The organism is Streptomyces hyaluromycini, from assembly GCF_002217755.1.
In the GTDB taxonomy this organism is placed as follows: Bacteria; Actinomycetota; Actinomycetes; order Streptomycetales; family Streptomycetaceae; genus Streptomyces; species Streptomyces hyaluromycini.
Map to the genome: position 1 here is coordinate 117,306 of NZ_BCFL01000025.1, position 20,536 is coordinate 137,841.

Here is a 20,536-nt window from a genome sequence, read left to right on the forward strand (position 1 = left end):
AACCCCCGGCGAGCCTTCTAACAAAATTATCATCGAAATTGTCAACACTCCTGGGCCTCCTTGCCTACAGTCGGGGACTCGTACGAGCCGCACAGCCCGACCTGCCCGCGATGCCGCCAGAGCGGCGCGCAGGTACGGCTGTGACCACGAACCCGCTGCACAAGGAGGTCTACCGGGTGGACGTCAACCGCAGAACCGTAATCCGGGGCGCCGCGGCCATGGCCGCGTTCGGAATCGCCGAGGGCGCGGCAGGCACGGCTTTCGCCGGCACATCGTCGTCGGACAGCTCGTCGAGCACGTCCTCGGCGTACTCGCTGGAGTTCGACTCCACCGCCTGGTCGTACGACGCGACGAACGACGTGTACTACCAGATCGGGAAGGTGTACGTCGCCAGCCCGGCCGCGACGGACTACGAGAACCTGTCGATCTACGTGCCGGGCGCCTATCTGACGGCCACCGCGAACAGCGACGGGACCACGTACACCGCGACGCTCAACCCGAAGGGCACCGTCGGCGCGTACTCGGGACGCACGGCGCCGATCGTGATCCCGGTCAACACCCCCGGGTACGCCGGGCAGAAGCCGGCCACGTCCTACAGCTACAGCAGCGTGTCGCAGTACCTCGCGGCCGGGCACATCTACGTGTGGCCGGGCCTGCGCGGCCGGGACAGCTCGACCGGCACCCGCTCCGACGCGGCCCCCTGGGGCGTGACCGACCTCAAGGCCGCGGTCCGCTTCCTGCGGTACAACCGGGGCGTCCTGCCCGGCAGCACGGACGACATCGTCCTGTTCGGCATGAGCGGCGGCGGCGCCCAGGACACCGTGGCGGGCGCGTCCGGTGACAGCCCCCTGTTCCACCCGTACCTGCGCACGATCGGCGCGGCGATGGAGGACGCCCAGGGCCGGCCCCTCAGCGACGCGGTCGCCGGTGTCATGGCCTGGTGCCCGATCACCAGCCTGCACGAGGCCAACCTGTCCTACGAGTGGAACATGGGCCAGTTCGCCTCGGCCGGCACGCGCGCGTCCGGGACCTGGACCAGCGCCTACTCGGCGGACCTCGCGAAGGCCTGGCCCAAGTACGTCAACCGCCTGGGGCTGCGCGACGAGCAGGGCAGGCGCCTGCGGCTGACCGAGTCCGACAGCGGCACCTACCTGGCCGGCAGCTACTACGACCACCTGGTCGAGGTGATCACCACCTCGCTGAACAACTTCCTGTCCGACAACACCTTCCCGTACACCATCACCACGATGGGCGGCCCGCCCGGATCGGGCCAGACGGGGTCCTCGACCACGTACGAGACGGTCGACGACTACATCGCCTACCTCAACACCGCCAGTACGTGGGTCACTTACGACGCCACGGCCAACACCGTCACGGTCTCCGGCCTCGAAGGCTTCGTCAACAGCCAGAAGACCGCGAGCAAGCCGGTCGGCGCGTTCGACGGGTACTCCCGCGGGCAGACCGAGAACGGCGTCTTCGCGATGGGGCTCGACGCCCCCTCGCACTTCGCGCCGCTCACTCGTGACGTCGTCAAGGCGAACGAGACGACGTACGCCACGTACTCCGACTGGAACTCCGACTACGGCTCCTCGGCGTACGACAGCGACTTCGCCAAGAAGGACAGCGTCGGCAAGGACATGGCCTGGCGGGCCGACGCGTACAACCCGCTGTACTTCCTCTCACCCGCCTTCGACGGCTACCGCCGCTCGCGGCCGGCGCGCCACTGGCGCATCCGCACCGGCATCATGCAGGGTGACACGGCCAACACGACCGAGATCAACATCGCGCTGGCCCTGCAGAACTACGGCATCCGCGACGTCGACTTCGCCACCGTGTGGGCCCAGGGACACACCCAGGCCGAGCGCACCGGCGACTCGACGACGAACTTCCTCAGCTGGGTGGAGTCCGTCACCAAGAAGTGACCACGGTCCGCACAGCCCGGGCGTCCGACCGACGAACCTCGATCGGACGCCCGGCACCGGAGCGGAGGCGCTCCCGGCACCGCCCTCGACTCCGCCTGGACCCGGACCCCGAACAGCTCCTAGGGCCTGTCTGACCATTCCCGTCGTCGCCCGGAGGGCGGCCTCGCGGCGTCAGGTGCGTGCTCTCGGCGTGCCGGGCGTAGGCCCTCGTACTGGACGTACCTGGGTCTGCGCCCGGTGCGGCGAGAGTGCGTGCATGGCGTCGCGAGGCAGACGGGAATTGTCAGACAGGCCCTAGGACACCGCCCAGGTGAGGTGCAGCTCCTCCGGTGAGCGGTGGATCATCGTCGGCCGCATGGTGACCGGACGGCCCTCCGCGAGCCGCAGGTCCGGGAGCCGGCGGGTCAACTCCTCCAGCGTGATGCGGAGTTGTTCGCGGGCAAGCTGGGCGCCCACGCAGGCGTGCGCGCCGAAGCCGAAGGCGAGATGGCGGGCGGGGGCGTCCCGGGTGATGTCGAACGCGTCGGGGCGGGGGTGCCGCGAGGCGTCGCGGTTCGCCGCGCCGAAGGCGACGAACAGCTCGGCCTCGGCGGGGAGTTCGGTGCCGGCGAGGGCGACCGGGCAGGTGGTGACCCGGCGGAAGCCCTGGAGCGCGGTGTCGTAGCGGGCCGCCTCCTCGACGGCCGCCGGGATCAGGTCGGGCCGGGCGCACAGCAGTTCCCACTGGTCCCGGTGGCTCAGCAGGTGCAGGACGGTGGTGCCGATGAGCGCGGTCGTGGTCAGGTGCCCGGCGATCAGCAGGTTCTGGAGGTGGGCGACGGCCTCGTGCCGTTGCGCCAGGGAGAGCTGCCCGTGGCCGGGCTCGGCCACGGAGGCGACGATCTCCGTGGCCAGGTCCTCGCGGGGGTGCGTGTAGCGGTCGCGGGCGCAGCGGTCGAGGACGTGCTGCATGGCGACCACGTCCTCGGCGGCGGCGATCTGCTCGTCCTCCGGCAGCGGCCGGAACAGCAGTTCCTCGGCGCGGTACCCGCCGTGCACGACGAGGGGCACGTCGGCGGGGTCGAGTCCGACGATCCGGCCGATGACCTCGCCGGGCAGCCGCATGGCGTAGGCCGCCATCAGCTCCGCCCGGCCGTCCTTGGCGAAGGCGTCGACGAGGGCGGCGGCGCGTTCACGGGCGTAGGGCACGGCCGCCGCGATCCGGGCGGGCGACAGCGCGCGCAGCAGCGGTGCCCGCAGCCGCTGGTGCCGTTCGCCGTCCGAGACGACCACCACCGGCCCGCCGCCGAAGCCGCCGCCCAGCACCGCGAGCGCGGCGGGCGACGGCATGACGTCCGGCCGTAACGCGTTCACCGACGAGAACTCCTCGGTACGGAGCAGCACTTCCCGTACGTCGGCGTCCCGGGCGACCAGCCAGGCGTCCAGCTCGGGCACGCGGACCAGACCCTCGGCCGCCTGTGCCCGCGCGTAGAGCGGATAGGGCTCGCGCATCAACTCGTCGAGTCTGCCTTGCGGTTCGTGTTCGTGTGCCATGAGAGGCCCCCCGGGACGACGACGGCGGTACGGGTCGCGCTCATGGTGCCGTACCGCCGTGCGGCCGCGACAGGGCCGTGCGCGGCCCGGTCAGAAGACGACCCACCATCCTTCGCGGGTCGCCTGCTGGGCCGTGTACGACACCCCGTCGGCCTTGAGCCCGGCGGCGTCGAGGAGGCTGATCTCGCCGCCGTGGTTGCCGAGTTGGGCGCCGTCGGACAGCGGTACGGCCAGGGCGGCGCCGGCGGCGAGGGGGCCGGCCGGTACCGGGGAGGCCTGGCCGATGCGGTCGAGGAGGCGCCAGCCGGTGAGGTCGACCGGGGCGGACGAGGCGTTGAGGAGGGTGACGGTCTCCGCCTCCGGGGCGGGGCCGACCGGGTTGACCAGCGCGGCGACGATCCGGACCGGCCGGTCGCCGGGGGCGGGGCGGGAGGTGTCGACGCCGGGGAGGGCGTGGCCGGTGGCGTCGTCGGTGTGCCAGGCCTGGCTCTGGAAGGCGAGGAAGATCCCGACCCAGCGCTCCGCGGCCTGGCCGTCGCCCGGGAAGCGGATCAGCAGTCCGCCGTCCTGCCAGACCCCGTCGTCGCTGGTGAAGCGGCCGCTGTTGCCCTGGTTCATATGGATGTCGTGGACGCCGTTGCCGGGCAGGAAGCCGAACACCTTGTCCTTGACGGAGGGTTCGGGGCCGAAGCGCTCGCCGAAGACGTACAGCCGGGCGTCCGGGTCGCCGACCGCCCGCCGTACGTAATGGTCCAGGAGGTCGGCCAGGTCGTTGTCGGGGCCGCTCGCGTCCGCGGGCAGGGTGCGCAGGTGGGCCGGGTCGAACAGGTTGCCGCGCACGAAGTCGAGGTTCGGTCCGCCGGGCCCGGGCGGCAGGGTGTTCCAGCCGCTCGTCAGACCGTCCAGGCGGGCCGTGATCGGGTGCTTCAGGTCGTCGTCGACGAGGTAGAGCAGGTCGGCGGGCTTCTGCTGCGAGAGGACGTTGACCGCGGCCCGGTAGTGGACGCCGGCGTCGTCCGTGAGGTGGATCTGGTAGTGCGGGGTGTCGGCGGCGCCTTCGCGCCGGGTGTCGACAGCCCGCGTGATCAGTACGCCATAGGTCTTCAACGGCATGATGACCAACTCCCCGTGAAGGCAGGCGGTTTGCCCGCCATGGCAGGAATCGTACGGGGCCCGGACCGGCTGTGGCCCGGGTTGGACGATTCTGTACGTCCTGTGAACACTCCGTGTGCGACCCGCGAACGGTGGCCGGTTCCCTACGATCGTGCCGTGGTCAACTTCCTCCTCCAACGCACGGCTCCGCTGCCGATCGACGAGGCGTGGCGCCGGCTCACGGAGTGGTCCCGGCATGCCGACGTGGTCCCGCTGACCCGGATCACCGTGCTCACCGATCCCCCGACCCACGAGGGCACGGTCTTCGTGGCGCGTTCCGGTCTCGGACCGCTGTCCTTCGAGGATCCCATGGAGGTGACCGTCTGGCATCCGCCGGAGGACGGCGGCTCCGGCCGGTGCCGCCTGGTCAAGCACGGCCGGGTGGTGCTCGGCTGGGCCGAACTGGAGGTGCACCCCGGCCCCGGCGGCCGCACCCGGGTGGTCTGGCACGAGGAACTGCGGATCCGGGGGCTGCCGTCGCTCTTCGACCCGCTGGTGCGCCGGATGTCCCGGGCCGTGTTCGGACGGGCGGTCAACTCGCTGCTCCGGCGGCCCTGACCGCGGTGCCGTGCGGACCGCCGGCCCCTTGGCAGAGCCCGGCCGCAGGATGGACAGTGGCCGTCCGGTGCCGAACGGTCACCGTGGTTCGATGCGGCCGGGAGGCTCGAAGGTGGCGTTCTTCTCGCCCGGGGAAGCGAAGCTGTTACGGGAGGCCGGGCATCCGCGCGGGTGGACCCGCGGCGAGGTGCTGATGCGGGAGGGCGAGGAGGCCCACTCCGTCGTCCTGCTCACCGACGGCCTGGTCAAGGTGACGGTCGACTCGGCCAACGGCTACACCAGCCTGCTCGCCCTGCGCGGCCCCGGTGAGCTCCTCGGCGAGTTCTCCTGCATAGACGGCCGGCCCCGGGGCGCGACGGTCACCGCGATGCGCCGCAGCGAGGGCGCGGTGGTCGCCGCGGAGGCCTTCCTGCGGCTCCTGGAGCGCGACCCGGGCCTGTGCCTGTCGGTGCTGCGCAGTGTCGTGGGCCGATTACGGGACTCCGACGGGCTGCGCGCCGAACAGGGCGCCCGCACCACTCGCGCCCGGGTCGCCGGGCTGCTGGTGAAGCTCGCCGTGCAGTACGGCTCGGCCGCCCCGGAGACCCTGCCTGGTGCCGTCGCCGTACAGGTCAACCAGCGTGAACTGGCCGCCGCCACCGGGGCGTCCAGGGAGTCGGTGGTGCGCTGCCTGCGGGCCATGCAGCAGGAGGGCCTGGTGGCCACCCGCCGGGGGCGGACCGTCGTACTCGACCTGGCGGGGCTGCGGCGCTGGGCCGAGGAGTGAACCGGCGCGCCTGCGGCCCGCACGCAACCCGCGTGCAACTCACGTGCAACTCGCGTGCATGAGAACGGAACTCCCGGCGCCGAATGCGTCATTTGACGCTGTACGGCGGCTGTGAAGGCGCTTCCATCGTCCCCTGGCGCCCGGACCGGTACGGCGATCGGGGGAACGGACCGGGCGCTCCGGGGGAGCACACCGGGACGGCCGCCACAGGGGGAGCTAGGCCACCGACCCGATCCGCCGCGCCGGGGCCTGCGAAGACGTCACGTCGTGGTGGATCGGGGTGTGCGCCCCGGTCAGGGAGACCCCGCTGCCGCCCCTGCGGTTCGCGACGATCTCGGCCGCGATCGACAGCGCGGTCTCCTCGGGCGTACGGGCGCCGAGGTCGAGGCCGATGGGCGACCTGAGGCGGGCCAGCTCCAGTTCGGTGACGTCGACCTCGCGCAGGCGCTCGTTTCGGTCCAGGTGGGTGCGGCGGGAGCCCATCGCGCCGACGTAGGCCACCGGGAGGCGCAGGGCGAGCCGGAGCAGCGGGACGTCGAACTTGGCGTCGTGGGTGAGGACGCACAGGACGGTACGGCCGTCGACCTGGGTGCGCTCCAGGTACCGGTGCGGCCACTCGACGACGATCTCGTCGGCCTCCGGGAAGCGGTTCCTGGTCGCGAAGACGGGGCGCGCGTCGCACACCGTGACGTGGTAGCCGAGGAACTTGCCGACCCGGACCAGCGCGGACGCGAAGTCGATCGCACCGAAGACGATCATCCGGGGCGGCGGTACGGACGACTCGACCAGCACCATGAGCGGTGCTCCGCACCGAGAGCCCTGCTCTCCGATCTCCAGGGTGCCGGTGCGGCCCGCGTCCAGGAAGGCGGCCGCCTCGGCGGCGACCGTGCGGTCCAGCTCCGGATGGGCGCCGAAGCCGCCCTCGTGGGAGCCGTCGGCGTCCACCAGGAGGGCGCGGCCCAGGAGCTCCGGCGGCCCGGTGACGATCCGCGCGACCGCCGCCGCGTCCCCGCGCACGGCAGCGGCCAGCGCGGCCGCGGCCACCGGCCGGACGGGGTCGTCCGCCCGCACCGGTGTGACGAGGATGTCGATGACGCCGCCACAGGTCAGACCGACGGCGAAGGCGTCGTCGTCGCTGTACCCGAAGCGCTCCAGGACGGTCTCCCCGTCCTCCAGCGCCTGCCGGCACAGCTCGTACACGGCACCCTCCACACAACCGCCGGAGACCGAGCCCACGGCCGTGCCCTCGGCGTCCACCGCGAGAGCGGCCCCGGGCTGCCGCGGCGCACTGCCACCGACCGCCACCACCGTGGCCACGGCGAAGTCCCGCCCGTCGGCGACCCACCGACTCAGCTCCTCGGCGATGTCCAGCATGTCCGGATCTCCTTAACGAGGTTGGGGCAGGCGCCCCGTAGGGGGCGCGGGGAACTGCGCGACCAGCCACAACGGACCGGCAGCCGACCACCGGCCCATCACGGCTCTCCCAGCGGAGCGTCCTAGTGGACGCCCAGCCAGCTCTCAATGGGATTGAGGGCGAAATAGACCAGGAAGATCCCTGTCAGGCCCCACATGAATGCCCCGATCTCCCGTGCCCTGCCCTGAGCTGCCTTGATGGCGGTGTAGGAGATGACGCCCGCGGCCACGCCGGTGGTGATGGTGTAGGTGAAGGGCATCAGGACGACCGTCAGGAACACCGGAATGGCGGTGGCCCGGTCGGCCCAGTCCACGTGCCGGGCGTTCATCAGCATCATCGCGCCGATGACCACCAGGGCGGCCGAGGCGACCTCCTGCGGCACGATCGCGGTGAGCGGGGTGAAGAACAGGCAGGCCGCGAAGAACAGGCCGGTGACGACGGAGGCGAGACCGGTACGGGCGCCCTCGCCGACCCCCGTGGCCGACTCGATGAACACGGTCTGGCCGGAGCCACCGGCCACTCCCCCGATCGCGCCGCCCGCGCCGTCGATGAACAGCGCCTTGGACAGGCCCGGCATCCGGCCCTTGTCGTCGGCGAGCTTCGCCTCGGTGCCGACGCCGATGATGGTGGCCATCGCGTCGAAGAACCCGGCGAGCACGAGGGTGAAGACGATCATCGCCACCGTCATCGCGCCGACCTTGCCCCAGCCGCCGAACGCGACGTGCCCGAAGAGCGAGAAGTCCGGCATGGAGACCGCGGAGCCGTGCAGTTCGGGCGCGGCGCCGCTGGCCCACTGTTTCGGGTCGATGACCCCGAGGCCGTTCAGTACGGCCGCCACGACCGTGCCGCTGATGATCCCGATCAGGATCGCGCCGGGGACGTTCCGGGCCTGCAGCATGAAGATCAGCAGCAGGGTGCCGGCGAAGAGCAGCACCGGCCAGCCGGCCAGTTCGCCCGCGGGGCCGAGGGTGACCGGGGTGGCCTTGCCCTGGTGCACGAAGCCGGACTTGTAGAAGCCGATCAGGGCGATGAACAGGCCGATGCCCATGGTGATGCCGTGCTTGAGCGCGAGCGGGATCGCGTTCATGATCATCTCGCGTAGGCCGGTGACGACCAGGAGCATGATGACGACGCCGTACATCACGCACATGCCCATCGCCTGGGGCCAGGTCATCTGCGGGGCGACCTGCGAGGACAGCACACCGGAGACGGAGAGGCCGGCGGCGAGCGCGAGGGGCACCTTGCCTGCGAAGCCCATCAGCAGCGTGGTGAAGGCCGCCGCGAACGCCGTCGCGGTGATCAGCGCCTTCTGGCCGAGGGTGTCCCCGGCCGCGTCCTTGCCGGACAGGATCAGGGGGTTGAGCAGGAGGATGTACGCCATCGCCATGAAGGTGGTGACGCCGCCGCGCACTTCACGCGCGACGCTCGATCCTCGCTGGGAAATGTGAAAGTACCGGTCGAGCCAGGACCGTCCGGCCGGGACGCGGGTGCCTTCTCCCGCGTCTTCGGCCGTCGCCCTGGGCTCCAGTGACTGCTGGGTCATGGTGCCGTCTCCCAAGGTTCACAGGGGCCCCCGCAGCCGCCGTTGCGCAGACGCCTCCGGCGGTACGGGATTTGGGAAGTGCATGACCCGGGGGACGGCCCGGAGGTGCACGCTTGTGGGTTCGGCGCCGGGGAGTTGAGCAACTGCCCGGCGCCGGGGTGCCGTTGTCGGGCGGTGTTACGCGTTGCCCGTCAGGTGTTCCGGGCGTACCGGCGTCCTGTTGAGCTCCAGGCCCGTCGCGTTGCGGATCGCCGCGAGGACCGCCGGAGTCGACGACAACGTCGGTGCTTCGCCGACGCCACGCAGCCCGTACGGGGCGTGGTCGTCGGCGAGTTCGAGGACGTCGACCGGGATGGTCGGCGTGTCGAGGATGGTCGGGATCAGGTAGTCCGTGAAGGACGGGTTCCTGACCTTCGCGGTCTTCGGGTCGACGATGATCTCCTCCATCACCGCGATGCCCAGGCCCTGGGTCGTACCGCCCTGGATCTGGCCCACGACGGAGAGCGGGTTGAGCGCCTTGCCGACGTCCTGGGCGCAGGCCAGTTCGATCACCTTGACCAGGCCCAGTTCGGTGTCGACCTCGACGACCGCGCGGTGGGCGGCGAAGCTGTACTGGACGTGGCCGTTGCCCTGCCCGGTGTGCAGGTCGAACGGCACGGTCGCGCGGTGCCGCCACTCCGCCTCGATCTCCACGGCCTCGTCGCCGAGGACGTCGACCAGGTCGGCGAGCACCTCGCCGCCGTCGGTGACGACCTTGCCGCCCTCCAGGAGCAGCTCGGCAGTGGCCCAAGCGGGGTGGTACGTGCCGAACTTGCGGCGGCCCAGGTCCAGGACCTGCTCACGGACCAGCTCGCAGGAGTTCTTCACGGCGCCGCCGGTGACGTACGTCTGCCGGGAGGCCGAGGTCGAACCGGCCGAGCCCACCTGGGTGTTGGCGGGGTGCATGGTCACCTGCGCCACGCCGAGCTCGGTGCGCGCGATCTGCGCGTGGACGGTCACACCGCCCTGCCCGACCTCCGCCATCGCGGTGTGCACGACGGCGACCGGCTCGCCGCCGACGACCTCCATCCGCACGCGCGCGGTCGAGTAGTCGTCGAAGCCCTCGGAGAAGCCGACGTTCTTGATGCCGACCGCGTAGCCGATACCGCGTACGACGCCTTCGCCGTGCGTGGTGTTGGACAGACCGCCGGGCAGCTGCCGTACGTCCGCCCCCTCGCTGCTCTCCCACTGGCGCTCGGGCGGCAGCGGCATCGCGCTGACCCGGCGCAGGAGTTCGGCGACGGGGGCCGGCGAGTCCACCGGCTGGCCGGTCGGCATGATGGTGCCCTGCTCCATGGCGTTCAGCTTCCTGAACTCCACCGGGTCCATGCCCAGTTGCTTCGCCACCTTGTCCATCTGGGCCTCGTAGGCGAAGCACGCCTGGACCGCGCCGAAGCCGCGCATCGCGCCGCAGGGCGGGTTGTTGGTGTAGAGGGCGATGGCCTCGATGTCGACGTCGTCGACGACGTAGGGCCCGATGCCGAGCGAGGAGGCGTTGCCGACGACGGCCGGGGAGGCGGAGGCGTAGGCACCGCCGTCGAGCACGATCCGGCACTTGACGTGCGTCAGCTTGCCTTCGCGCGTTGCCCCGTGCTCGTAGTAGAGGCGCGCCGGGTGGCGGTGGACGTGACCGAAGAAGGACTCGAACCGGTTGTAGACGATCTTCACCGGCTTGCCGGTGCGCAGCGCCAGCAGGCAGGCGTGGATCTGCATCGACAGGTCCTCGCGGCCGCCGAACGCGCCGCCGACGCCGGACAGCGTCATCCGCACCTTGTCCTCGGGCAGGCCGAGCACCGGGGCGATCTGGCGCAGGTCGGAGTGGAGCCACTGGGTGGCGATGTAGAGGTGGACGCCGCCGTCCTCCTCGGGCACCGCGAGGCCGGACTCGGGGCCGAGGAAGGCCTGGTCCTGCATGCCGAAGTAGTACTCGCCCTTGACGATGACGTCGGCCCTCTTGGCGGCCTCGTCGGCGTTGCCGCGGACGATCGGCTGGCGGTGCACGATGTTGGGGTGCGGGACGTGACCGATGTGGTGGTCGTCGCGGTTCTCGTGGACCAGCACGGCACCGGGCGCGGTCGCGGAGGCCTCGTCGGTGATGACGGGCAGCTCGCGGTACTCGACCTTGATCTTCGCGGCCGCGCGGCGGGCGGTCTCCGGGTGGTCGGCGGCGACGATCGCGACCGGCTCGCCGTGGTGGCGTACCTTGCCGTGCGCGAGGACCGGGGTGTCCTGGATCTCCAGGCCGTAGTTCTTCACCTCGGTGGGCAGGTCGTCGTACGTCATGACGGCGTAGACGCCGGGCTGGGCGAGGGCCTCGCCGGTGTCGATCGAGACGATCTCGGCGTGCGCGACCGGCGAGCGGAGGATCTGGCCCCAGAGCATGTCCTCGTGCCACATGTCGGACGAGTACGCGAACTCGCCGGTGACCTTGAGGGTGCCGTCCGGGCGGAGCGTGGACTCGCCGATGCCGCCCCTGGTCTGGGAGCCCTGGGTGACCTTGGTGGGAGTGCCGAGAGGGGCGCTGTTGGTGGGCATGTCGCTCAGACCGCCTCTCCCTGCCGGGCGGCCGCGAGACGGACCGCGTCCATGATCTTCTCGTAGCCGGTGCAGCGGCACAGGTTGCCCGAGAGCGCCTCGCGGATGTCCGCGTCGGTCGGGTTGGGGTTGTGCTCCAGCATCTCGTCGGCGGCGACCAGCAGCCCCGGGGTGCAGAAGCCGCACTGGACGGCGCCGGCGTCGATGAAGGCCTGCTGGATGGGGGAGAGTTCGGTGCCCTCTCCGGTGTGGGAGTCGGAGGGGGGCTTGGGCTGCCAGTTCTTTGAAGTGTCACGCGTGACATGTGACATACCACAGGCATCCGTCCCGCAGGCCCGCTGCCTCGCATACTCCGCCAGCCCCTCCACGGTGACGACCTCCCGGCCCTCCACCTGCCCCGCCGCGACCAGACACGAGCACACGGGCACGCCGTCCAGCCGGACGGTGCACGACCCGCACTCCCCCTGCTCGCAGGCGTTCTTGGAACCGGGCAGGCCCAGGCGCTCCCTCAGCACGTACAGCAGGGACTCGCCTTCCCACACATCGTCGGCTTCCTGCGGACGTCCGTTGACGGTGAAGTTGACGCGCATCAGGCGACACTCCCCTTCTGCAAAGTAGTGCCGCGGTACGACTCCCAGGTCCAGGTGAGCGTCCGGCGGGCCATCACGCCGACCGCGTGGCGGCGGTAGCTCGCGGTGCCCCGGACGTCGTCGATCGGGTTGCAGGCGGCGGCGCACAGGTCCGCGAACTGCTTGGCGACCGACGGGGTGATGATCTTTCCGTTGTCCCAGAAGCCGCCCTCGTCGAGCGCCGCGTTCAGGAAGTCCTCGGCGACCTTGGCGCGCACCGGCGTCGGGGCGGCCGAACCGATCCCCGTACGGACCGTCCGCGTCTCCGGGTGCAGGGCGAGCCCGAAGGCGCACACGGCGATCACCATCGCGTTGCGCGTGCCGACCTTCGAGTACTGCTGCGGGCCGTCGGCCTTCTGCACATGCACCGCGCGGATCAGCTCGTCGGGCGCGAGGGCGTTGCGCTTCACGCCGGTGTAGAAGTCGTCGATGGGGATGAGCCGGGTGCCGCGCACCGACTCGGCCTCGACCTCGGCGCCCGCCGCGAGCAGTGCGGGGTGGGCGTCGCCGGCCGGGGAGGCGGTGCCGAGGTTGCCGCCGACGCCGCCGCGGTTGCGGATCTGCGGGGAGGCGACGGTGTGCGAGGCGAGGGCCAGGCCCGGCAGTTCGGCGCGCAGGTTCTCCATGATCCGGGTGTACGGCACGGAGGCGCCGAGCCGTACGCTCTCCTCGCCGGTCTCCCATTCGTAGAGATCACCGATGCGGTTGAGGTCGAGGAGGTATTCGGGCCGGCGGTGGTCGAAGTTGATCTCGACCATCACATCGGTGCCGCCCGCGATCGGCACTGCGGTGGGGTGCTCGGCCTTCGCGGCGAGCGCCTCCTCCCAGCTGGCGGGGCGAAGGAAGTCCATGACCGGCTCTCTTCTCCGTCTCGTGAGTCTCGTGAGTCGTGCGGATTGAGCCAATCCGTGTGCGGCGGGCCCGGCTCGTTCATGTCCTGTTAACGCGGAATGACGCCAGTACACCGCCCCTTACTCCAGCGGGGTCAGTCACTGAAACCATGAAGGAGTTGGCTGGCCAGCACGGGCATCTTGTAGATTCGTATGAACAGGGGTCATCAGTAACCTCCTGGTTTTCCTGTGGAAACGCAGGAAACGCCCTGGCAGCCATCGGTTGCGGCCCGGCGACCCTTGGTGACGGCCCGCGGACCTTCCCGTCCGGGCGCCTCACCCGTGACCCTTCATGATTCATCGTAGATTTCGAGACACAGAACGGCGGCGACGAGATGCGGCTGCGCGCACTGCTGGACACCGATGCGCTGGGCCTGCGGCTGCTCGGCGGCGAGAACGAGCTGGACCGTACCGTGCGCGGGGTCATGACCACCGACCTGCGCGACCCCAGCCGCTACCTCTCCGGCGGTGAGCTGGTGCTGACGGGCCTGGCCTGGCGCCGGGACGCGGCGGACTCCGAGCCGTTCGTACGACTCCTGGTGCAGGCCGGGGTGGTGGCGCTGGCGGCCGGTGAGGCGGAGCTGGGCGCCGTCCCGGAGGACCTGGTCGTGGCCTGCGCCCGGCACCGCCTCCCGCTCTTCGCGGTCCACGAGTCGGTGGCCTTCGCGACGATCACCGAGCATGTCGTACGGCAGGTCAGCGGCGAGCGGGCCGGGGACCTGGCGGCCGTCGTGGACCGGCACCGGCGGATGATGACCTCGGGCCCGGCGGGCGGCGGCCCGGACGTGGTCCTGGACCTGCTCGGCTCCGACCTCGACCTGCGCGCCTGGGTGCTGTCCCCGGCCGGCCGCCTGATCGCGGGCTCCAAGGTGTCGGGGCCCGCGCTGCCCGCCGACACCTGCGCCGCGCTGGCCGCCGAGCACCTGGCCGCCACCCGCACCGGCCGCCGCGGCCCGCACCGCACCCTGCTCGACGGCACGACCTACTCGCTCTTCCCGATCCGGTCCTGGGGGCACCTCCCAGCGGTAGCTGGGGGAGGCCGCTCCCCGCAGGGCGCCCGGGACGTCCGCGAGACCGTGCTCTCGGACTGGCTGCTCGCGGTCGAGGCGGACGCGGGCGACTGGCCCGAGGAGCGGCTCGACCTGCTCCAGGGCGTCACCCAGCTGATCGCCGTCGAGCGCGACCGCCGTGACGCGGCCCGCACGGTGCGGCGCAGGCTCGCGCAGGAGGTCCTCGAACTGGTCCAGACCGGCGCGGCCCCGGCCGAGATCGCCGCCCGGCTGCGGGTGGCCGCCCCGGTCCTGCTGCCCGGCCTCGGCGCGGCCCCGCACTGGCAGGTGGTCGTCGCCCGCGTCGAGTGGGACGGCGGCGAGGTGGAGGGCGGCCCGGTGGCCCAGTCCCTGCTGGAGGAGATCCTGGTCGACCCGCTGGCGACCGGCCCGGAGCCCTCCGACCGGATAGCGGTGGCCCACACCGGCGACGAGGCGATCGCCCTCGTCCCGCTGCCCGCCGTCGTCGCCGAGCACGACGGCTCCGAGTCCGGCATCCACGCCGACGCCCTCCTGGAGGCCGTACGGGCCCCGCTGGCGGCGGGTCTCGACGACGACGGCCGGGTCACCCTCGGTGTCAGCGCGGCCGTGCACTCCGCGGAGGGGCTGCGCGGCGCCCTGGAGGAGGCCCGGCACGCCCGCCGGGTGGCGGCGGCCCGCCCGGGCCGGGTCTGCGCGGCCGGCCACCAGGAGCTGGCCTCGCACGTCCTTCTCCTCCCCTTCGTCCCCGACGACGTCCGGCGTGCCTTCACCGCCCGGCTGCTGGACCCGCTGCGGGACTACGACCGCCGCCACCGCGCCGAACTGATCCCCACCCTTGAGGCGTTCCTCGACTGCGACGGCTCCTGGACCCGCTGCGCCACCCGTCTCCACCTGCACGTCAACACGCTGCGCTATCGCGTGGGGAGGATCGAGCAGTTGACGGGCCGGGACCTGTCCCGGCTGGAGGACAAGCTCGATTTCTTCTTGGCATTGCGGATGAGCTGAGGTCACGCGGGCGTGCGACCGGCTCGCGCCAAGTGCCGCCGCCGTCCCACGACTTTGTGAAATTATTCACCCACCCTCTTGGCCCCGCGCGGCGATCGGTGCTGGAATGCGGCCACCACTTCACTGCTCGACGGCGCGCTAGGGGAGGGCAACGTGGCGTACTCCGCCATGTCTGGGAACGGAACGACCGCTGGTGACGATCCGCTCCAGACCGCGGTATGGCGGCTGCGCTCGCGGGCCTGCTGGGCCGACGCGGCGGCCCTGCTGCCGTCGGACACCCCGGCGTACTCCCTGCAGCGGGCGGGGCTGATGGTCGAGCGGTGCCTGTACACCGAGCGGGGCTGGGAAGAGGCGGAGGACGCGCTGCGGACGGCGGAGGCGGTGGCCCGGACCGACGAGGAGCGGGGGGCGGCCGCCTGCGAGCGCGGCCAACTCGCCTACGCGGCCACGCTGCACGGCGTCCGCGACCGGGCGGACGAGGCGCGGGCCGCGCTCGGCAGGGCGGCGGCGCTGATCCCTCCGGGGACGTCGGGGCGGGCGCTGCTCGACTTCCGCCGGGGTCTGCTGGCGGAGAACCTCACCCGTTCCCCGCAGGCCGCCCGCGCCGCCTACCGCCGCGCCCACGCCGCCGCCACCGCCCACGCCGATCCGCTCCTCCTCTCCTTCACCTGGCGCCACCTGGCCGGACTGGCGCTGCGGGACGGGGAGTTGGCGGAGGCACGGCACGGGTTCGCGGAGTCGCTGCGGATCAGGGAGGAGCTGGGCTACCTGGTGGGCACGGCCCCGGCCCTCGCCTCCCTGGCCGACACGGAGTCCGAGCCGGAGGCATCACGCCTGCGCGAGGAGGCGGGCCGCCTGTTCCGCCTCCTGGGCGGCGTCCCGACCTGGCTGGCGCGGCAGCTGACACCGCCCGCTCCGGGAGCGGCGACCGCCTGAGGATCGGCTCAGAGGAAACTGAGAGTTTGCTGTGCCAGGCTGGCGCGCCCCGACCCTCTCAGGAGCGCTTCGCCATGAGCACCGTCAACGGGCTGCCGGCCCATGTCCTGCTGGTCCACCTCGTCGTCGTCCTGGTCCCGTTGACGGCACTCGCCCTGGTGGCGGCCGCACTGTGGCCGCGGGTCGCCCGGCGGCTGGGGGTGCTGCTGCCCGCGCTCGCCCTGGTCGCCCTGGTCAGCGTGCCGCTGACGACCCAGGCCGGCGAGTGGCTGGAGCGGCACGTGACCGAGGACACCCTGGTCCGCCGGCACACCGAACTGGGCGACGGGCTGCTGCCGTGGGCCCTGGGTCTGTTCGTACTGGCCGCGGTGGTGTGGTGGGCGACGCGGCGCAGCAGCGAGGAGCAGGCTCCCGGCAAGGACGCCCGCTGGTCGGCCCTCCCGGTGCGGATCGTCGTGGGCGTGCTGTCGGTGGCCGTGGCGGCCGGCGCGGTCGTCGACGTCTACCGCATAGGCGACTCGGGCGCGAAGGCGGCGTGGCACGACGCGTACCAGAAGACGGCCCAAGGCAACTGAGGGGGCTGAGGCCCCGGGGGGGGTGGGGACGCTTACCGGCGCTTGCCGGGTGCCGCCCGCGCCCACCCGTGCCGCCCTGGGGGCACCTCCCAGGCCCTTAAGGCACTGGGGGAGGCACGACTGCCCGCGGCTGGGAGCGATCGCGGGCGCCCGCGGCTGGGGAGAAGCGGCGGCTGTAGCGCCCCTTCAGGGGCGCGGGGAACTGCGCGACAAGCCACGACGCACCCGCACCCGGGCGACGGTCGTGCTCCCAACGGCGAGCCGCCGCCGCAAACACCCTCTCCTGTCAGCCCGCGGCGGCGAAATGCCCGGCCACCAGCCTCCGCACGGAGTCCAGCTCCCCCGAGATCAACGCCTCCAGCAGCGCCGCATGCTCGGCCGCATCTGCCATCAGCTCGGCCCGCGCCCCGCGCAGCGGAACCGCACGGCGGTGCAGGTCCTCGGCGATCTGTACCAGCTGCTCGTTGCCCGCGAGGGCCAGCACCGCCCGGTGGAACGCCCGGTCGGCCTCCGCGTACGTCACCCGGCACCCCGTCGCCGCCGCCCGCACCGACTCCTCGGCGAGCGGCCGCAACGCGGCCCACCGCTCGGCCGGCACGCTGCGCGCCAGCCGCAGCATCACCGGTGCCTCGATCAGCGCCCGCACCTCGGCCAGTTCCGCGAGCTCGCGAGCACCCCGCTCCACGACCCGGAACCCGCGGTTGGGCACGACCTCGACCGCGCCCTCCAGCGCCAGCTGCTGCATCGCCTCGCGCACCGGCGTCGCGGAGACCCCGAACCGCTCCCCCAGCGCCGGCGCCGAGTACACCTCGCCGGGCGCCAGCTCCCCGCCGACCAGCGCCGTACGCAACGCGTCGAGGATCTGCCCGCGCACGGACGCCCGCTGCACGGCGGGCCTCGGCTGCGGGATCGGCCGCTCGCTGTGCGTGTGCTCGCCCCGCGCGGCCGGCGGACCGGCGGGATGACCGGGCGCCTCCCGCGCCGACTCCTCGGACCGCGACTGCGCGGGCACCCTGGCCGTCTCGGCGGGAGCCGCGTGCGCGCGCTGGTCCACGGGTCCTCCTCCGGCTCGTCGGCACTTGGGTCATTAACGGCGGGTTGTTACTTGTCCGTCAAGCACCTTAGGCGCACAAGGCGCTGGTTCAAATTTCCGAACGGATGGGTAAGGTAAGGCTTACTTATCTAACAGTCGGCCCTCACTCGATCGGCGGTAGTCCATGATCTCCCCCGTCTCCGCCTCCTACGCCCGCCTCACCGAGGTCTGCCCGGACCTGGCGGTCACGGAGCTGGGGCCGGGCGACGCGGCACCCCGGGGCGGCGACTGGGTCGGCGCCGCCGAGCTGGCGGCGGGCGGTCCCGGTCTGGACGCCTTCCTGGCCTGGGACGAGGACCAGATCCTGCGCGACGAGGGAAAGCCGGCCCGCCCCGACGTGGTCGCGACCTTCGGCCTGCACCGCTACGGCTGGGCCGCCTGCCTCCTGATCACCCTCCCCTGGTTCCTGGACCGCCGGGTCCCCCGCCTCCCCGCGACCGAGGTGTCGTACGACCGCAGGGCGGGCCGGATGGCCGTGCGCGTCGCCTCCTTCGCCTGCCTCTCGGGCGACCCGGCGGCGGCGCTGCCCGGCGCGGTCGTCGTGGCCGGCGAGGAGGCGCTGCGGGCCGAGGTGCGGGCGGCCGTCGCCGAGCACCTGGAACCGGTCCTCGGCGGCTTCGGGCCGCGGATGCGGCGGCGCGGGCGCGCCCTGTGGGGCATGGCGACCGACGAGGTCGTCGAGGGGCTCTGGTACATCGCCGGACTGCTCGGGGACGAGGCGCGGGCCGTACGCGAACTCGAACAGCTCCTCCCGGGCGCGACCAAGCCGTACGTGGGCTCGGCCGCCTTCCGGGTGCTGTCCGGCCCGTCCGGGGAGCCGCTGCCCACCCGGGACCGCGCGAGCTGCTGCATGTACTACACGCTGCGCCCCGAGGACACCTGCGCCACCTGCCCGCGGACCTGCGACGACGACCGGATCGCCAAACTCGCGGCGGCCACGGCGGCCTGAGCCGCCCTCAGCCCGTCCGCGGCACCCGCCCCGGCACACGGCACCCTTCGGCATCCACTAAGATCACCGGTGGCAGGGGCGCCGCTGCGGGGACAGGGAATTCACAACTTCCTCACTTGCCGCAGGAACTTTCCGAGGAACCACCCGTATGGGTAGTCTTACTCGAACTCAGCTCCCGCCCCTCACGCGGCAGTTCGAGCAGAATGCCGCCCTGGGGCATCCCCTTGCGCTTCCTTGGCGGCCTCTTGCCCCGAAACCCCCTGAGGGCCAGTGGGGTTGGGCCACTATGGCGGGCGATACGCCCTATCCCAATGCAAGGGACCCCTAGATGAGACTGACCGACATATCGCTGAACTGGCTGCTTCCCGGCGCCGTACTGCTCCTGGGCATGCTGGTCGCGGTGGCGGTGCTTGCGCGCTCCAAGCGGTCCGGCGGGGAGCACGCGAAGGACGACTCGTGGGAGCGCAGCGAGGAGCGCCGTCGGCGCAAGGAAGCCGTGTACGGCACCGTTTCCTACGCGCTCCTGTTCGCCTCCGCGTCGGTCGCGGCGGCCCTCTCGTTCCGCGGGCTGGTCGGCTTCGGCCAGCAGAACCTCGGCCTCTCCGACGGCTGGGAGTACCTCGTGCCGTTCGGTCTGGACGGCGCGGCGATGTTCTCCTCCGTCCTCGCGGTGCGCGAGGCGAGCCACGGTGACGCGGCCCTCGGCTCCCGCATACTCGTGTGGACGTTCGCGGGCGCCGCGGCCTGGTTCAACTGGGTGCACGCGCCCAGGGGCGTCGACCACGCGGGCGCTCCCCAGTTCTTCGCCGGCATGTCGCTGTCCGCGGCCGTCCTCTTCGACCGCGCGCTGAAGCAGACCCGCAAGGCCGCCCTGCGTGAGCAGGGTCTGGTGCCGCGCCCGCTGCCGCAGATCCGTATCGTCCGCTGGCTGCGTGCCCCCCGCGAGACCTACAAGGCCTGGTCGCTGATGCTCCTTGAGGGCGTGCGCAGCCTGGACGAGGCGGTCGACGAGGTGCGCGAGGACAAGCGGCAGAAGGAGACGAACCGGCTGCGCCGCCGCGAGCAGGACCGTCTGGAGCGGGCCCAGCTCAAGGCCATAAGCCGGGGCCACCGCGGCTTCGTCGGACGCGGCCGGCAGGACGAGGTGCAGCACCAGGTGGAGCGCGCCTCCCAGCCCACTGCGGAGCCTGCCATATCGGCGCCGGAGCAGCTGCCCGTACGCCAGCGGCCCTCCCTTCAGCCCGTCCGCAAAGGGTCTGACCCGATCACGGTCGACCTGACCGCGGAGGACGACACAATGGCGCTGCCGCGCCTCGACTCCCTGGAGCGCAAGCTCAAGGACCTTGAGCAGCAGTTCGGCTGATCACCTGCTGCCGTACGGCACCTCGGGACGGGGGCGTGACCTTGAAGGTCACGCCCCCGTCCCGTTGGTCCCGTCGGGTATACGGCCCCGGCCCCGCTAGGCGGCCTCCGCGTCCAGTTCGAACCACACCGACTTCCCGACCTCGTGCGCCTGGACACCCCACGCGTCCGCGAGGGAGTCGACCAGCACCAGGCCCCGGCCGTGTGTGCCGTCGCCGGTGCCCGGGGTGCACACCCGCGGCCTGCGGGCCACGAAGTCCCGTACTTCCACGCGTAGTTGGCTCGGTTCCACGACCGCCGTCAGCACCGCCTCGCGGTCGGTGTGGACGAGCGCGTTGGTGACGAGTTCGCTGGTGAGCAGTTCCGCTATCTCGGAGCGGCCGGGACGCCCCCAGTGCCGCAGCAGTTCCCGCAGTTCCCTGCGTGCCTCGGGCACCGCCCGCAGGTCCGACCGCCCCAGCCGGCGCCTGAGCTGCGAGGGGTGCCCCCGCTCCGTCGTGTCGGTCTCTTCCCCCGCCGTCTGCGCCGAGGAGGCCCCGATGGCCACGGGACCGCCCCCTCGTGCCTGACTGTTCATGACCCCCGCCCGCACGCTGTTGCCGGA

At 72.1% G+C, this 20,536-nt stretch carries 17 protein-coding genes; 8 read left to right on the forward strand and 9 right to left on the reverse strand.

Annotation, left to right across the window (positions count from 1 at the left end; translation table 11 throughout):
* Nucleotides 1-140: 140 nt before the first annotated feature.
* On the forward strand, nt 141-1,922 hold the full coding sequence (locus SSP29_RS33010) for an esterase (RefSeq protein WP_150135371.1): 1,782 nt from the start codon (nt 141-143) through the stop codon (nt 1,920-1,922).
* A gap of 294 nt (nt 1,923-2,216) precedes the next feature.
* Here the strand turns inward: SSP29_RS33010 and SSP29_RS33015 are convergent, their stop codons facing one another.
* Together SSP29_RS33015 and SSP29_RS33020 are read right to left on the reverse strand one after the other, a co-directional pair.
* Nucleotides 2,217-3,455 carry a cytochrome P450 gene (locus SSP29_RS33015; protein WP_089104542.1) on the reverse strand — a complete coding sequence of 413 codons (1,239 nt, stop codon included), beginning with the start codon at nt 3,453-3,455 and terminating at the stop codon, nt 2,217-2,219.
* Nucleotides 3,456-3,545: 90 nt separating this feature from the next.
* Entirely contained in the window at nt 3,546-4,568 is a 1,023-nt protein-coding gene (locus SSP29_RS33020; RefSeq protein WP_089104543.1) for a DUF2278 family protein, read from the reverse strand.
* 156 nt (nt 4,569-4,724) lie between these two features.
* Here SSP29_RS33020 and SSP29_RS56855 point away from each other — a divergent pair, with 156 nt between their 5' ends.
* Together SSP29_RS56855 and SSP29_RS33030 are read left to right on the forward strand one after the other, a co-directional pair.
* Nucleotides 4,725-5,165, forward strand: coding sequence for an SRPBCC family protein (locus tag SSP29_RS56855; protein WP_089104544.1), 441 nt, complete (start codon nt 4,725-4,727; stop codon nt 5,163-5,165).
* A gap of 91 nt (nt 5,166-5,256) precedes the next feature.
* Nucleotides 5,257-5,931, forward strand: a complete 675-nt coding sequence (locus SSP29_RS33030; RefSeq protein WP_089104761.1) for a Crp/Fnr family transcriptional regulator — start codon at nt 5,257-5,259, stop codon at nt 5,929-5,931.
* 216 nt (nt 5,932-6,147) lie between these two features.
* Here SSP29_RS33030 and SSP29_RS33035 read toward each other — a convergent pair whose 3' ends face one another.
* The 5 genes from SSP29_RS33035 to SSP29_RS33055 all read right to left on the reverse strand — a co-directional run bounded on the left by SSP29_RS33035 (nt 6,148) and on the right by SSP29_RS33055 (nt 12,942).
* Nucleotides 6,148-7,305 carry an XdhC family protein gene (locus SSP29_RS33035; protein WP_089104545.1) on the reverse strand — a complete coding sequence of 386 codons (1,158 nt, stop codon included), beginning with the start codon at nt 7,303-7,305 and terminating at the stop codon, nt 6,148-6,150.
* 122 nt (nt 7,306-7,427) lie between these two features.
* Complete coding sequence (locus tag SSP29_RS33040) at nt 7,428-8,888, reverse strand: NCS2 family permease (RefSeq protein ID WP_089104546.1); 1,461 nt, start codon at nt 8,886-8,888, stop codon at nt 7,428-7,430.
* A 177-nt stretch (nt 8,889-9,065) separates the two neighbouring features.
* Nucleotides 9,066-11,462 carry a xanthine dehydrogenase family protein molybdopterin-binding subunit gene (locus SSP29_RS33045; RefSeq protein WP_089104547.1) on the reverse strand — a complete coding sequence of 799 codons (2,397 nt, stop codon included), beginning with the start codon at nt 11,460-11,462 and terminating at the stop codon, nt 9,066-9,068.
* A gap of 5 nt (nt 11,463-11,467) precedes the next feature.
* A complete protein-coding gene (locus tag SSP29_RS33050; RefSeq protein ID WP_089104548.1) occupies nt 11,468-12,052 on the reverse strand; it encodes a (2Fe-2S)-binding protein in 585 nt (194 codons plus the stop codon).
* On the reverse strand, nt 12,052-12,942 hold the full coding sequence (locus SSP29_RS33055; RefSeq protein WP_089104549.1) for an FAD binding domain-containing protein: 891 nt from the start codon (nt 12,940-12,942) through the stop codon (nt 12,052-12,054). The genes SSP29_RS33050 and SSP29_RS33055 overlap by 1 nt, the downstream gene beginning before the upstream one ends.
* A 374-nt stretch (nt 12,943-13,316) precedes the next feature.
* Here SSP29_RS33055 and SSP29_RS33065 point away from each other — a divergent pair, with 374 nt between their 5' ends.
* From SSP29_RS33065 to SSP29_RS33075, 3 genes are all read left to right on the forward strand, one after another.
* Complete coding sequence (locus SSP29_RS33065; protein ID WP_089104550.1) at nt 13,317-15,017, forward strand: PucR family transcriptional regulator; 1,701 nt, start codon at nt 13,317-13,319, stop codon at nt 15,015-15,017.
* A gap of 168 nt (nt 15,018-15,185) precedes the next feature.
* A complete protein-coding gene (locus SSP29_RS33070) occupies nt 15,186-15,953 on the forward strand; it encodes a hypothetical protein (protein ID WP_150135375.1) in 768 nt (255 codons plus the stop codon).
* Between the two features lie 74 nt (nt 15,954-16,027).
* Nucleotides 16,028-16,528, forward strand: a complete 501-nt coding sequence (locus SSP29_RS33075) for a DUF2231 domain-containing protein (protein WP_089104552.1) — start codon at nt 16,028-16,030, stop codon at nt 16,526-16,528.
* A gap of 286 nt (nt 16,529-16,814) precedes the next feature.
* Here SSP29_RS33075 and SSP29_RS33080 read toward each other — a convergent pair whose 3' ends face one another.
* Entirely contained in the window at nt 16,815-17,582 is a 768-nt protein-coding gene (locus SSP29_RS33080) for a GntR family transcriptional regulator (protein WP_089104553.1), read from the reverse strand.
* A 163-nt stretch (nt 17,583-17,745) separates the two neighbouring features.
* On the opposite strand from SSP29_RS33080, the gene SSP29_RS33085 reads away from it, so the two are divergent.
* Nucleotides 17,746-18,570 carry a (2Fe-2S)-binding protein gene (locus SSP29_RS33085; protein ID WP_089104554.1) on the forward strand — a complete coding sequence of 275 codons (825 nt, stop codon included), beginning with the start codon at nt 17,746-17,748 and terminating at the stop codon, nt 18,568-18,570.
* 328 nt (nt 18,571-18,898) lie between these two features.
* Nucleotides 18,899-19,933: a DUF2637 domain-containing protein gene (locus SSP29_RS33090; RefSeq protein WP_089104555.1), complete on the forward strand. Its 1,035-nt coding sequence runs from the start codon at nt 18,899-18,901 to the stop codon at nt 19,931-19,933.
* Nucleotides 19,934-20,029: 96 nt separating this feature from the next.
* Here SSP29_RS33090 and SSP29_RS33095 read toward each other — a convergent pair whose 3' ends face one another.
* Nucleotides 20,030-20,479, reverse strand: coding sequence for an ATP-binding protein (locus SSP29_RS33095; protein ID WP_089104556.1), 450 nt, complete (start codon nt 20,477-20,479; stop codon nt 20,030-20,032).
* Nucleotides 20,480-20,536 lie beyond the last annotated feature (57 nt).

Bases quoted from the DNA above. Each gene is read 5' to 3' on its own strand.
- SSP29_RS33050 (WP_089104548.1), bottom strand. From the start codon at position 12,052: ATGCGCGTCAACTTCACCGTCAACGGACGTCCGCAGGAAGCCGACGAT.
- SSP29_RS33035 (WP_089104545.1), bottom strand. From the start codon at position 7,305: ATGCTGGACATCGCCGAGGAGCTGAGTCGGTGGGTCGCCGACGGGCGG.
- SSP29_RS33045 (WP_089104547.1), bottom strand. From the start codon at position 11,462: ATGCCCACCAACAGCGCCCCTCTCGGCACTCCCACCAAGGTCACCCAG.
- SSP29_RS33040 (WP_089104546.1), bottom strand. From the start codon at position 8,888: ATGACCCAGCAGTCACTGGAGCCCAGGGCGACGGCCGAAGACGCGGGA.
- SSP29_RS33030 (WP_089104761.1), top strand. From the start codon at position 5,257: ATGCGGCCGGGAGGCTCGAAGGTGGCGTTCTTCTCGCCCGGGGAAGCG.
- SSP29_RS33090 (WP_089104555.1), top strand. From the start codon at position 18,899: ATGAGACTGACCGACATATCGCTGAACTGGCTGCTTCCCGGCGCCGTA.
- SSP29_RS33070 (WP_150135375.1), top strand. From the start codon at position 15,186: ATGTCTGGGAACGGAACGACCGCTGGTGACGATCCGCTCCAGACCGCG.
- SSP29_RS33065 (WP_089104550.1), top strand. From the start codon at position 13,317: ATGCGGCTGCGCGCACTGCTGGACACCGATGCGCTGGGCCTGCGGCTG.
- SSP29_RS33020 (WP_089104543.1), bottom strand. From the start codon at position 4,568: ATGCCGTTGAAGACCTATGGCGTACTGATCACGCGGGCTGTCGACACC.
- SSP29_RS33085 (WP_089104554.1), top strand. From the start codon at position 17,746: ATGATCTCCCCCGTCTCCGCCTCCTACGCCCGCCTCACCGAGGTCTGC.
- SSP29_RS33015 (WP_089104542.1), bottom strand. From the start codon at position 3,455: ATGGCACACGAACACGAACCGCAAGGCAGACTCGACGAGTTGATGCGC.
- SSP29_RS33075 (WP_089104552.1), top strand. From the start codon at position 16,028: ATGAGCACCGTCAACGGGCTGCCGGCCCATGTCCTGCTGGTCCACCTC.
- SSP29_RS33055 (WP_089104549.1), bottom strand. From the start codon at position 12,942: ATGGACTTCCTTCGCCCCGCCAGCTGGGAGGAGGCGCTCGCCGCGAAG.